This window comes from Mitsuokella apri, from assembly GCF_047974105.1.
Classification (GTDB): domain Bacteria; phylum Bacillota; class Negativicutes; order Selenomonadales; family Selenomonadaceae; genus Mitsuokella.
This window is the reverse complement of the sequence record NZ_JBHYRS010000006.1, coordinates 1-12,861: the sequence shown is the minus strand read 5'-3', so window position 1 is coordinate 12,861 and position 12,861 is coordinate 1. Positions and strand designations below refer to the sequence as shown.

The following is a 12,861-nucleotide window of genomic DNA, read 5'->3' as shown; positions in this document are numbered from 1 at the left end:
TCGGACCTCCTTTCTTGGCCGTCTCAATCGTCAAGAGCACGGCTGCGCAGGGCGAAGAGTCCCTGCGGCTTTTTCTGCAGGAAGAGGATGACGAGAAACAGCACCGCAGCCTTGGCGATGGAAGCCGTGCTGCCGAATTCGAAGACCGTTCCTGCCACGCCGATGATCAAAGCGCCCGAGATGCAGCCGATGAGTTTGCCGACGCCGCCGAGTACGACGACCATGAACGTGTCGACGATGTAATTCTGTCCGAGCGTCGGTCCGATGGAACCGAGCAGCGTCAGGGCGCAGCCGGCGATGCCGGCAAGGCCGCTGCCGAGAGCGAACGTCAGGCAGTCAATGCGCTTCGAGCGGATGCCGAGGCACTGTGCCATATCGCGGTTCTGGATGCAGGCACGCATCTTGCGGCCAAAATCCGTATGATAGAGGAAGGCCCAAACTGCCACGAGGCAGGCGAGGACCATGGCCATGATGAACAGGCGCTTGTAGGACATCGAAACGCCGAGCAGCGTGATGCTGCCGCTCAGAAAAGAGGGAGCCACGACATTGACGTTCGGTGCGCCGAAAATGCTGCGCGCCAGCTGCTGCAGGATGAGGCTGACGCCCCAAGTGGCGAGCAGGCTGTCTGTCGGCCGGCCGTAGAGCCTGCGGACGACGATGAGCTCTAAAAGCATGCCCAAAATAGCGGCCGTGATAAACGATAAGATGATGGAAACGAAGAAATAGCCATCGCCGAGTATCGGCATCAGGATGCCCTGTGCGACATACGTCGTATAAGCACCGACCATGATGAATTCACCATGTGCCATATTGATGATGCCCATGAGGCCAAAGGTGATGGCCAGTCCCAAGGCTGCTAAGAGCAGGATAGAGGATAGGCTCAGGCCATTGAATAGTATGGTTAAAATGTCCATAAGAACCTCCGGATCAATGCAAATCTTAAGGAAAGAGAAATGCCAGTCACGCGATGAATTCGTTTTCTGAATCAATCCGGACTGGCATGAATCATTTTTTCAGATACGGATTATTTTGCGTCTGCACTCAGACCCTGTGCCCAGCTGTACGATTTGAGGAACGGGTCTGGCTTAATCGGGTCCGTGGCGAAGACTTCATCGATGAGGCCGTTGGCGTTGACCTTGCCGATGCGCACGTATTTGTAAAGGTGCTGATTGTCGCCATCGATCTTGACCGTGCCTTCCGGTGCGTCGAAGCTGATGCCGCCGGCCGCTGCGCGTACCTTGTCGACATCAAAGCTGCCGGCTTTTTCGACGGCTGCTTTCCAGAGGTAAACAGCGTCGTAGGCGGCTTCAATCGGGTCATCCGTTACGCGGTCATCGCCATAGGCTTTTTTGTAAGCGGCGACGAATTTTTCATTGGCCGGAGTCTTGGTCGTCTGGTAGTAGTCCCACGAGACGAGGTCGCCTTCGATGTTCTGTGCACCGATGCCCTTGATTTCTTCCTCAGCAATCGAGAACGACATGACCGGGCATTCCTGCGCCGTGATGCCGGCATCCTTAAGCTGTTTGAAGAACGCGACGTTCGAGTCGCCGTTCAGCGTGTTGACAATGACATCCGGTTTTGCCGCTTTGATCTTGCTGATGATCGTAGCGTAGTCCGTATAGCCCATCGGCGTGTATTCCTCACCGACGACCTCGCCGCCTTCTGCTGCAAGCTGAGCCTTGATGATGCGGTTTGCCGTCTGCGGGAAGACGTAGTCACTGCCGACGAGGAACATCTTTTTCTTGCCATTCTTCAAGAGATACTCAATGGCAGGAACAATCTGCTGGTTTGGAGCGGCGCCCATGTACATGATGTTTTTGGACTGCTCCATGCCCTCATACTGCGTCGGATACCAGAGAAGACCGTTACTGCCCTCCACGACAGGTTTGACGGCTTTGCGTGAAGCGCTGGTCCAGCAGCCGAAGATGGTTGCGACTTTATCATTCATGAGGAGTTTCTTGGCTTTCTCCGAGAAAATCTGCGGGTCGGAAGCACCGTCTTCCTCTACGATTTCAATCTTTTTGCCGAGCACGCCGCCTTGGTCATTGATTTCCTGAATGGCGAGTTTCTCAGCATCGCGGACGGAAGTCTCACTGATGGCCATCGTGCCGCTCAGGGAGTGAAGAAGTCCGACTTTGACGGTATCACCGGAAGAAGAACCCGTGCTGCCGCTCATGGCACTGTCGCCGCCGCAGCCTGATAGCATCAGGCTCGAGGCGAGGAAGGAGATGCCCAGTAGTTTTTTCCACATTCTCATACGCTTACACTTCACTTTCTCACTGTCTTAAAAGGCTTGGAACTGTATCTCTAGAGAAAATCAATGCTTCAACAAAATGGGAGAATAAAAAAGCAGCTCACATACTGCGCGCCTGCGCAATATCGTGAGCTGCCTTGCTCTGCTGTTCTGTTGAATATGGTGCTAGTATAACACTGATGTTTGTACCGTGTCAACTGTCTATTGTATGTATACAATAGACAAAACGAAATAATATACTAATAAAACGAATAATTTAGATATCGAAGAAGAAAACGACGAGATGCTGCTGATGATTTTCCCGCTAAGAATATGCAGACAGCAAGAGCGGATGCCAGCGTATTTTGGTATAATAAAAGAAATCAGACACAGATGGTTTACTGCGGCCCGGCAATAGGCAGCAGGCTCTTTGTGCAGAAAGCAAGGGATGTATTTATGATTTTTTGGGATATTATCGAGCATACGATGCTGCCGCTGTTCTTTCTGGTAGGCGTGGGGTATTTTCTCGATAAGAAGTTTCATATGGACATCAAGACGATGTCGAAGATGATTTTCTACCTCATTGTGCCATCTTTTCTGTTCACGAATATTTATACGACAGAGTTTCCCGCGGCGAGCTTCCATATGGTCGGCAGCCTGGTGCTCTTTATGTTCCTTTCGTTCCTGCTGGCGACGGCGGTCGGCAGGATTCGTCACTATGACCAGGGCATGATGTCATCCTGCCGCAATGCGCTGATGTTCAATAATACCGGCAACCTTGGCATCGCGGTCATTCTGCTGATTTTCTCACATTCGCCTTTTGTCGTGGACGGGCAGACGCCTTATCTGCAGGAAGCGATGACCGTGCAGATCATTTTCTTTGTGTCGCAGAGTGTCCTCTTAAATACGCTTGGCCTTTATCAGGGGGCACGCGGGCATTATACGCCGCTTGATGCCCTGCGCGTCATTTTGCATATGCCGATTATTTATGCCTTTCTCGCGGCGTTGCTTTGCCGTTGGGGAGGCGTGGACGCCAAGTCGTTTTTCCTCTGGCCGGTGCTTGAAATGGCCGGCAAATGCCTGCTGCCGGTTGCGATGGTCAGCATCGGCGCGCAGCTCTCGCAGACAAGAATCGAATGGTTCAACCGCGAAGTCGAGATCGTCTGCCTCATGAAGCTCTTTGTGATGCCGGCAGTCGGTCTTTTGATGATTTTTGCTGCCAACCGCTTCCTGCCGGGGCTGTTCACACCGATCTCGGCACTGGTCTTCCTGATTTACTGCAGCATCCCGACAGCCGTCAACACCTCGCTCTACGCCATCGAATTTGACAACCACCCCGACTACGCGACCCAATGCGTACTCAACACGACCGTGCTGAGCTGCATCTCGATTACCGTGTTCACGGCCGTCGGTAAGTCGTTATTCTTGGGTTGAGCATAATTTTGCTATATATAATAGTTTTAGAAGTAAATCAGCGAGGTGATAGGATGCGGGGGCAATATGATATCTTAGTTGAAAACCGCCGTATGCAATATAAATTCACGATTCGACGCAATATAACAGTTCTTCGCGGAAACAGTGCAACGGGAAAGACGACTCTGATCGAAATGATTCAGGAATTCAACGATAATGGGCCGGAGAGCGGTATTTCTCTGGTTTGTGAGCGTGATTGTGTCGTTTTATCGGGACGATATTGGCAAAATGAGCTTGATGCCATAAATGACAGCATCGTTTTTATTGACGAAGGCAGCCGCTTTGTTTTATCGGAAGAATTTGCCCAGAAAATCAAGCGCACGAATAATTATTATGTCATTGTTACAAGAAACCGTCTGGACAACATACCGTATAGCGTTAATGAAATTTACGGTATTCGGAATCCCGGTAAATACGGAACGCTGCAAAAGACTTACCATGAACTGTATCGGCTCTATGAGGATGATTATGCACATTTGCCGCTGTCGCCTGTGGAATTAATAGTAGAAGACTCAAATTCCGGCTATCAATTCTTTCATGCTTGCTGCGATGACAAAATGATTGACTGTATTTCGGCAAATGGAAAATCAAATATTTTTCTACTGGCAAAACAGAATATGCAAAAAGAGCTGCTCATTATTGCAGATGGCGCTGCCTTTGGCCCGGAAATGAATCGCATAGATTCTTTGATGAAGGTGACCCCGCATATTCATCTGTACCTGCCTGAATCCTTTGAATGGCTGCTGCTGATTTCAGGAATAATCGACAAAAAGGCTGTTGCAGAAATTCTGGCAAATCCTGTTGATTATATAGAAAGTAAGGATTTTTTTAGCTGGGAGCAGTTTTTTACCGATGTATTGATTCAGGCTGCTGCCGACACGATATGGCATTATCAGAAAAGAAATCTTAATCCGGTATATCTGCATACTGGCAATAAAGATAAGATACTGCATGCAGCAGCGCCTGTGTTGGATTTTCTGAAGGGTGAATAATTCATGTTAAAGATATTTTTCGGCGATATGCCAAAAGCAATTTTTAATACAGCCGTATATTTTAAAAACGTGTATGCAGATGAATGGATTACGGATGCTTTTGACCGGGAGATGATTCTCGATGTAGATCAATCAGTAGTCCTGGATTCCGGCGTGATTGATAGTCCTGTCATGGGAAAAATTCCACCGGAACGCTTATCCGGCGGTGTTAAGACCTTGATGCTTGTCTATAATATGCCCGAGCAGGTGTTCAATGTTTCGACATGCGGTGATAACTGTGCAAAATGGCTTTTAAAAATGACCGAGCATGCAGATCGAACTGTGAATTTGCACCATATCATGGATTTTGGCAAAGAGCCATTTTCCATTTATATCATGAATACGCAGCAGATTGTTCATTCGATGGAAGAACTCGTGCCAATCGCCGGCGAGTTTGTTTGACCAAAAAGAAAGAGGGATGTTTTATGCGATTAGCTTTACTGGGAACAGGCAAGATTGTCCGGGAGGTTCTGGATGCGGTAAAGGACCTCAGCCAAATCGAGCTCAAGGTCATTTGGGCAAGGGAGCACAGCAGGGATAAGGCCGCAGCCCTGGCTGAAAAATACGGGATTCCGGCAGTCAGCACGGATTATGAAGAGCTGCTTGCGCGGGATGATATTGACTTTATTTATGTCGGCCTGATCAACAGCGTGCATTATGCCTATGCGAAAAAGGCGCTGCTGGCAGGAAAACACGTCATTTTGGAAAAACCGTTCTGTCCGACGGAAAAGGAGACGACGGAGCTCATTGCGCTGGCAAAAGAGAAGCATCTGTTCCTGTTTGAGGCAGTATCCTTCCTTCACATGCCGAATTTCCATTTCCTGCAGCAGCATCTAAAGGACGTTGGCAAAATCAAGCTCGTACAGGCCAACTATTCGCAGTATTCGAGCCGTTATGACGCCTATCGCAAAGGTATCGTGCTGCCGGCCTTTGACCCTGAGGTCTATGGCGGCGCGCTCTATGATATCAATTTCTACAATATTACCTTGGCCACGAATTTGTTCGGAGCCCCGACTGACTTTGACTACACGCCAAATATCGGCTTCAACGGCGTCGATACATCCGGCATCATGAAGCTGCAGTATCCGGATTTTCAGGCTGTCTGCATCGGTGCCAAGGATTCGGAGAGCCCCTGCTTCTTTATCGTGCAGGGCGAGGATGGCTGGCTCGCAGTCAAAGGCGGGCCGAACCGCATGGATACCATCGTTCTGAAGCAGCACGGACAAATGGAAAAAACCGTCACGCTCAACGGCAGTACGCCGCGTCTTGCACATGAATTTGCTGCCTTTGACCGCTTCTGGCACGAAGGGCGCTATGAAGAAGCCTATGAAAAATTGGCAGCAACACAGCAGGTCATGCATATTTTGGAGCAGAGCCGCTGCCGGATGCTGAAAAATAAATAAACTCAAGAGATTACAGAAAGAAGGGAGCCGATTTTAATGGATGACAAAAAGACAGAAGAACTCAAAAAGCAGGCTGCCATTCTGCAGGAACGGGAAAAACGCATGATTGCCGAAGAGCGGCGGGCTCATAAGGCAAAGGCCCGCACGGCTGATGCATGGAAAAGTGTCACACGGGCCAAGGCCTACCGCGACCGCGTCGCCATGGAAAAAAGTCAGTCCGGCAAGCCTGTGTCGGAAGAACGCCCGCAAACTAGTCAGCATGACAGCAGTGCACCGCAGGTTCCGAGCAAAAAGAAAGGCTCCCTGCTCGACCGCATCATGGGCGACTGACCGCGGCTGACAAATGATATCAACAAAAAGAGGGAAAAAGTCCAGCGCTGGACTTTTTCAGGCAAAATAAAAGGCAGCCGTAATTTTTGCGGCTGTCTTTTATGATAGGGAAGTATATCAAGTATTATCGGTTAATCGAAGTAATGCTCGGACAGGTCGACGAGGCCATCTTCCAGCAGGTTCTGAAACTCTGCCGAGGAGATATTTTCAGCCGTGATGGAGAAATGATAACCGTCTCTCTGCCATTCAGCTGCATAGCCCTTCGGGTCTGTGCTCATGACGGTCGGCAGTTCTGCAACAGCGACTTGCGTATGATCGATGTTTTGTTGTTTCCAATTTACACCGTTTATACCGCTTAAATGTGTCATGCTTGTTTTCGTAGTACGTACACGCAGTCTCGTCTGAGTCTCGCCATCACGTACATAGCTGAGGTCTACTGTATCATTGCCAATGACCGAAATATAATCAACATGGTAGCCGGAAATCTTCGGCAGATAAAGCGGTGTGATGCCGGCGGCCTTAGCGGCATCCTGTACCGTATTGTACGTTACAATGGGATTTGGAATCTGTTCAGCGGCATTGACCGTCGCAGTCATGCCCGTCGTCATCAGGCCGGCTGCAGCAAAAGCACCTGCGGCAATATACATTTTCAACTTCATCATTCATTTCTCCAAATGGCTGTAATGTTCGTCCATGTCTTTTACTGAAGAACATCTTATACCAATTAATTGCTTTTGTCAATATTTTTGTGGTGGACAGTATCAGGCTATGGCAATTTTTCTGAAAGGGCTATGCAGCATCGCGACGATGTGATACAGCAGCTGGACTCATAATCTATTTGCCCAGTAATCAGGCCAATACGCAAGCATTTGATACTAGCTCAAGCAAAAAATCGTTCTTGCCGCGCTTCCCTTCTTCGTATATCATGTAAGTATGAAATGATTATCCATTACGAAAAAATACTGACTCATGAAGGAGGAATCATCATGAACGCATTACAGCAGCTCAACAACTTTATTGCATCCAAAAAAGATCTTGGACTTCTCGTCTTCCGCATTCTCATCGGTCTGGCCTTTATCTGGCACGGCGTGCCGAAAATCCTCAGCGGTCCTGAGGGATGGACGGCGCTGGGCTCGATGATGGGGGCTCTCGGCATTCACCTGTTCCCGACGTTCTTCGGACTTGTCTCGGGCCTGACGGAGACGTTTGGCGGACTCTTCATCCTGCTCGGCCTGCTCTATCGTCCGATGTCGGCCTTGCTTTTCGCCAATCTCATGATGGGCACGGCAATTGTCTACGCGATGGGCGCTCCGATTCTTGAGGTAACGCGTCCTCTCGAAGAAGGCATCTTCTACCTTGGCACGCTCTTTGCCGGTCCGGGCCGCTACAGCCTCGACTACATGCTCGGCGCGGAACGCGACGAGTCGGAGCTCGACTAAAATCTTCATATATATAAGATACTTTTGGCATCCTGGTGCTTGTCACATCGGGATGCCAAAATTTTTTATTTTTTTTGATGTAATAAAAGTGTTGACAATATGTACCTGCTCTGGTATAGTATGACTTGTAAGACGTAATCGCGAACATTACATAAAGAAAAAACAAAGATTGATTGGAAGGGAAAAGCCCTTCGGAAGGAGAAACATATTATGAAAATCGCAGTTGTAGCAGCAAACGGCCGTGTCGCACAGAATGTCATCAAAGAGGCCCTGAATCGCGGCCATGAGGTTGTCGCTTTTGGCCGTCATGACGAAAATAACACGCAGGCCAAGAATTATATCAAAAAAGATGTCTTCGCTCTGACGAAGGAAGATCTGCAGGGCTTTGACGTTGTTGTCGATGCAGTCGGCACGTGGACGCTCGAGACGCTGTATATCGTACCGAGAGCTGCCATTTACCTCGCAGACCTGTTGAAGGGCACAAAGACGCGCCTCGTCGTTGTCGGCGGTGCAGGCAGCCTTTACACGAACAAAGAGCATACTTCCACGGTAGAGCTCGCTCCGAATTTCCCGGATGCCTTCAAGGGTGTCAGCGCCGCACATGGTCTGGCTCTTGCTGAACTTCGTGCCACGGAAGATGTCAACTGGACGTACATCTCCCCAGCTGCTGATTTCCAGGCAGATGGCGACCGCACGGGCAAATACATCCTTGCCGGCGAAGAGTTCACGCTCAACAGCAAGAATGAGTCCATCATCTCGTATGCCGACTACGCCATTGCTATGGTCGATGAAATTGAGAGCGGCAAGCATGTAAAACAGCGCATCTCCGTTGTCCGCGCTTAAGCCCGCCAAATCCCCTTATGCATAATCCCCAAAAGACTGCCGTTTCCCCGCGGCAGTTTTTGCATGTCTAAAAAGAGAAAGGATGTTAGCGATGGATACCGTATATTATCTCAAGATGCTGGTCAAAGATTTTCATTCCGTCGTTATGGCGACGCTGAATGACGAAGGACGCCCCGAGACTCGCGTCATCGACCTGATGCTCTATGATGAACAGGGCCTTTATTTCCTGACAGCCAAGGGCAAGAATTTTTATCATCAGCTGCAGGAGCAGGGATATATCAGCCTGTCCGGTACGCGCGACAAGCGGGCTGTGCGTTTCGATGGCTTTGTACGCAATATCGGACAGGAGAAACTCGCGGAAATTTTTATTGAAAATCCGTACATGGCAAAGATCTATCCGGAGAATACACGTCAGGCTCTCGAAGTGTTCCAGATTTATCAAGGGACAGGGGAGTATTTCGATATCAGCAATCCGTCGCACATCGAGCGGGATGACTTTATCCTCGGCGACGCAGAGACACACGCATGCGGCTATCGGGTCAATGAAGATGCCTGCATTGGCTGCCAAAAGTGCCTGTCCGTCTGTCCACAGCACTGCATTTCAATTCGTCCGAATGGCAAGGCTGTTATCGACCGTCATCATTGCCTGAGCTGCGGACGCTGCGCAGAAATCTGCCCCGTACAGGCCATAACCAAAAGTATATAATAGAAGAAATGGAATCGTGGAGGAAAATCATGTTTGGTTTTGATACCGTACTTTGCTACAAAAAAAATAATAGATCGTATGAAGAGCAGCTTACTTTGCTCAAAGAAAAAATACAAAAAGCCGATGCCGTCCTGATTGGCGCCGGCGCGGGGCTTTCGACGGCTGCGGGGCTGACGTATGGCGGTGAACGCTTCCGGAAATATTTCTTTGACTTTGCCGAGAAATTCGGCATCACGGATATGTACACGGGTGGCTTTTATCCGTTCCCAAGCCCTGAATTTTATTGGGGCTGGTGGAGCCGTCAGATTTATTTCAACCGCTACATCGACGCACCGTCTTCGGTCTATCCGGATCTTCTGAAGCTCGTCAGAGACAAGGATTATTTCGTGCTGACGACGAATGTCGACCATCAGTTCCAGAGAAGCGGCTTTGACAAGAAGCGCCTTTTCTACACGCAGGGCGATTACGGCCTGCTGCAGAGTGTGCAGCCCGAGGTGCAGAAGTCCTACGACAATCAGGAAATTGTCGAAAAGATGCTCGCGGCGCAGGGCTTTGTCAAAAATGAACAGGGCATCTACGAGGTGCCGGCTTCCGGAAAACTCAACATGACAATCCCTAAAGAACTCATCCCCAAATGCCCCGATGATGGCCGCGATATGATGGTCAGCGTGCGCAGCGATGACCGTTTTGTTGAAGATGAGGGCTGGCATGAGGCACAAATGCGTTATCATACATTCTTGGAGCAGCATGAGGATGATCATATCCTTTATCTCGAGCTCGGTGTCGGCATGAATACGCCCGTCATCATCAAGTATCCGTTCTGGTATTATACGGAAGAAAATCCAAAAGCTTTTTATGTCTCCATCAACAAGGGATGGGCAGCCTGCAGTAAAAAAATACAGGACCGCAGCCTCTGCATGGAGCAGGATATCGGAAAGGTCCTGAAAGATTTGCTGAACGAAAAGAAGGTCTGAACATGACGCAGGAAGAAAGAAGAATCTGGCTTATCAAGGCCCTGCAGAAGGAAATGCCGGAATACGCAGGGTACCGCATCCCCGAAGACGCAGAAGGACAGTGGCTGCTTCTGCGCGCCTTGTTCAATGTCCGCATGCCGGCACCGCTTACGGCTGAATTTGCGGCCATCGAAGGGGCTTTTCTTGAACAGATGACACGCGAAAAGGGCATTGTCGAAGTGACGGACATCCCGGCGAGTGTGCTTAATGCGCGGCTGTTTGTCTGGCAGGGCGATATTACGCGCCTGCATGCCGATGCCATCGTCAACGCGGCCAACAGCCAGATGCTCGGCTGCTTCCGTCCGAATCACAACTGCATTGACAACATCGAGCAGACTATGGCCGGCGCAGAGATGCGTTATGAACTCTATCAGATCATGAAGAAGCAGGGCCATGAAGAGCCGACGGGGCAGGCCAAAATCACCAAAGGCTATCATCTGCCGGCTCGCTATGTCCTGCATACCGTCGGCCCCATTGTGCAGGGCGCTTTGACGGAACAGCATAAAAAGCTGCTGGCCTCCTGCTATACCGCCTGCCTCGACCTCGCTGCAGAATATGGCCTCACAAATATTGTCTTCTGCTGCATCTCGACGGGCGTATTCTCGTTCCCGCAGCGGGACGCTGCCGAAATTGCCGTTCGGACGGTCCGCAATTGGCTGGACAAGCATCCGGGCGCAGCGCTGCAGCGCGTGATTTTCGACGTCTTTAAAGACAGTGACCGCGATATTTACGAAAATATCTTGGGCCGTCCCGAATGATAAAAGCATGTTTCTGAGATAGACCTAAACTTGCACAGGCAGGAAAAAGGCAGGGCGAGACGAAATCTTTATGAGAATACAGGAATATTCTTAGAGACAGAATGGAGCCTTATTTATGAAGATTTTCGTTGATGCCGATGCCTGCCCAGTCGTCAGGCAGATTGAAACAATAGCCGAGAAATACAAAGTCCCCGTCACGCTGCTCTGCGATACGAATCACATCCTGACTTCCAATTACAGTGAAGTCAAAATCATCGGGGCAGGAGCCGATGCCGTGGACCTCGCGCTCATCAACCTCTGCCACAAAGGCGATATCGTCGTAACGCAGGATTACGGCGTTGCGGCCATGGCACTTGGCAAACACGCCTATGCCGTGCATCAAAACGGCTGGCAGTACACGAATGAAAATATCGACCGGCTGCTGATGGAACGCCATCTGGCAAAAAAGGCGCGGCGTGCCTCGAAGAAGAATCATCTGAAAGGACCTCGAAAACGCACATCCGAAGATGATGAGCATTTCTGCCAAAGATTTGGGCACTTACTGCAGCATATTTTACAGCTTCAGAAAGATGCGGAGTGAATCTGTTCAACCCAAATGAGGCTCTGACATTTCATTTGTCAGAGCCTCATTTGGGTTCGCATTTTTCTTTTTGTGACTGTCTGCGATAAGCAGATGGCGTGAGGGAAAGTTCCTTTTGGAAGAAGCGGTAAAAGGCTGACAGACTGCCAAAGCCTACGGCATAGGCGATGTCGATGATTTTTTTATCCGTGGCGGTCAGCAAGTGCTTTGCTTCCTGCAGACGCAGTTTATCCATATAGGCCTTGGGCGTCATGCCGTAGACATCGCGGAAAACGTCCGTGAGACGCCGGCCGGTGACGCCGACTTCGCCGAGTTCATGATAGAGGGCCGACTGTTCGCGGTAAAAGGCTTCGATTTTCTGTTTGACGTCTTCGGCCAGCTGCTTCATGGGCTCGTAGTCGAGCAAATCGCTGCGGCAGCGCTTGCAGGGGCGAAAACCGGCTTTGCGGGCTTCTTCAGAAGTCGCAAAGAAGCAGACATTTTCCCGTTTCGGGGCTTTTGATTTACAGGATGGCCGGCAATAGATGCCAGTCGTCTTGACACCGTAGAAAAACACGCCGTCATAACTTGCGTCGTTGTGCAGCACAGCCTGCCACATTTCTTCATCCGTCATGCTCTCAAGTGCCCGAATATCGAAAGCGCCGCTATGGACCTTTGCGGCAAAGTCCTGAATATAGTCGGCCTTTTTGTATGTCATGCCGATGGACTGCAGCTCTTCGCGGCTCAGGGATAAGATGCTCTCGGAGTCGATGGTTCCGAGCTTTGCGGACAGCCGCTGCCAGAGCGTGGCCTGTGCGGCCGTGGAAATCTGCTGACCAATGATATGATGGACAACAGACGAGAATATATCATCGTCTACCCGACGCTTTATGGGCCCAATCGCTTCTATGGCCGCTGCCAGTTTTTTGTCTCGCGACTTTAGATAGTCGAGTTCCTTTTCTGGTATGTAAAACATAGAAGAATATAGTTAATATCGATTTTAACCATATTAGCAGGAGAGTTACATACCTCTCCTTTCTCAAACTTCTACAGATTTACTCATCGCCGTCAAC

The 12,861-nt window shown here is 49.9% G+C and carries 15 protein-coding genes; 11 read left to right on the top strand and 4 right to left on the bottom strand.

Going from position 1 to position 12,861, the window contains the following annotated elements; all coding sequences use genetic code 11:
* Positions 1 to 23: 23 nt before the first annotated feature.
* Both urtB and urtA read right to left on the bottom strand, forming a co-directional pair.
* A complete protein-coding gene (gene urtB, locus ACE419_RS08590; RefSeq protein ID WP_435721720.1) occupies positions 24 to 914 on the bottom strand; it encodes an urea ABC transporter permease subunit UrtB in 891 nt (296 codons plus the stop codon).
* A gap of 110 nt (positions 915 to 1,024) precedes the next feature.
* Complete coding sequence (gene urtA / locus ACE419_RS08585; RefSeq protein ID WP_435721719.1) at positions 1,025 to 2,257, bottom strand: urea ABC transporter substrate-binding protein; 1,233 nt, start codon at positions 2,255 to 2,257, stop codon at positions 1,025 to 1,027.
* 432 nt (positions 2,258 to 2,689) lie between these two features.
* On the opposite strand from urtA, the gene ACE419_RS08580 reads away from it, so the two are divergent.
* The 5 genes from ACE419_RS08580 to ACE419_RS08560 are packed head-to-tail and all read left to right on the top strand — an operon-like array spanning position 2,690 to position 6,470.
* Positions 2,690 to 3,667 (top strand): AEC family transporter, encoded by a 978-nt coding sequence (locus ACE419_RS08580; RefSeq protein ID WP_435721718.1) that lies wholly within the window; start codon positions 2,690 to 2,692, stop codon positions 3,665 to 3,667.
* Positions 3,668 to 3,720: 53 nt separating this feature from the next.
* Entirely contained in the window at positions 3,721 to 4,698 is a 978-nt protein-coding gene (locus ACE419_RS08575; protein ID WP_435721717.1) for a translation initiation factor 2, read from the top strand.
* A gap of 3 nt (positions 4,699 to 4,701) precedes the next feature.
* Positions 4,702 to 5,139: a DUF4869 domain-containing protein gene (locus tag ACE419_RS08570; protein WP_435721716.1), complete on the top strand. Its 438-nt coding sequence runs from the start codon at positions 4,702 to 4,704 to the stop codon at positions 5,137 to 5,139.
* A gap of 23 nt (positions 5,140 to 5,162) precedes the next feature.
* Positions 5,163 to 6,140 (top strand): Gfo/Idh/MocA family protein, encoded by a 978-nt coding sequence (locus ACE419_RS08565; protein WP_435721715.1) that lies wholly within the window; start codon positions 5,163 to 5,165, stop codon positions 6,138 to 6,140.
* Positions 6,141 to 6,176: 36 nt separating this feature from the next.
* Positions 6,177 to 6,470, top strand: coding sequence for a hypothetical protein (locus tag ACE419_RS08560; RefSeq protein WP_435721714.1), 294 nt, complete (start codon positions 6,177 to 6,179; stop codon positions 6,468 to 6,470).
* Between the two features lie 131 nt (positions 6,471 to 6,601).
* Here ACE419_RS08560 and ACE419_RS08555 read toward each other — a convergent pair whose 3' ends face one another.
* The gene (locus ACE419_RS08555) at positions 6,602 to 7,132 is read right to left on the bottom strand and encodes a hypothetical protein (protein WP_435721713.1); all 531 of its coding nucleotides are present in this window, start codon (positions 7,130 to 7,132) and stop codon (positions 6,602 to 6,604) included.
* Positions 7,133 to 7,456: 324 nt separating this feature from the next.
* Here ACE419_RS08555 and ACE419_RS08550 point away from each other — a divergent pair, with 324 nt between their 5' ends.
* From ACE419_RS08550 to ACE419_RS08525, 6 genes are all read left to right on the top strand, one after another.
* Positions 7,457 to 7,909, top strand: coding sequence for a DoxX family protein (locus ACE419_RS08550; protein WP_435721712.1), 453 nt, complete (start codon positions 7,457 to 7,459; stop codon positions 7,907 to 7,909).
* A 210-nt stretch (positions 7,910 to 8,119) separates the two neighbouring features.
* On the top strand, positions 8,120 to 8,752 hold the full coding sequence (locus ACE419_RS08545; RefSeq protein WP_435721711.1) for an NAD(P)-dependent oxidoreductase: 633 nt from the start codon (positions 8,120 to 8,122) through the stop codon (positions 8,750 to 8,752).
* Positions 8,753 to 8,843: 91 nt separating this feature from the next.
* On the top strand, positions 8,844 to 9,458 hold the full coding sequence (locus ACE419_RS08540) for a 4Fe-4S dicluster-binding protein (protein ID WP_435721710.1): 615 nt from the start codon (positions 8,844 to 8,846) through the stop codon (positions 9,456 to 9,458).
* Between the two features lie 29 nt (positions 9,459 to 9,487).
* A complete protein-coding gene (locus ACE419_RS08535) occupies positions 9,488 to 10,432 on the top strand; it encodes an SIR2 family NAD-dependent protein deacylase (protein WP_435721709.1) in 945 nt (314 codons plus the stop codon).
* Between the two features lie 2 nt (positions 10,433 to 10,434).
* Positions 10,435 to 11,229 (top strand): protein-ADP-ribose hydrolase, encoded by a 795-nt coding sequence (locus tag ACE419_RS08530; RefSeq protein ID WP_432648343.1) that lies wholly within the window; start codon positions 10,435 to 10,437, stop codon positions 11,227 to 11,229.
* Between the two features lie 115 nt (positions 11,230 to 11,344).
* Positions 11,345 to 11,809, top strand: coding sequence for a YaiI/YqxD family protein (locus tag ACE419_RS08525; protein WP_435721708.1), 465 nt, complete (start codon positions 11,345 to 11,347; stop codon positions 11,807 to 11,809).
* A 46-nt stretch (positions 11,810 to 11,855) separates the two neighbouring features.
* Here ACE419_RS08525 and ACE419_RS08520 read toward each other — a convergent pair whose 3' ends face one another.
* Positions 11,856 to 12,764: an Ada metal-binding domain-containing protein gene (locus ACE419_RS08520; protein WP_435721707.1), complete on the bottom strand. Its 909-nt coding sequence runs from the start codon at positions 12,762 to 12,764 to the stop codon at positions 11,856 to 11,858.
* Positions 12,765 to 12,861 lie beyond the last annotated feature (97 nt).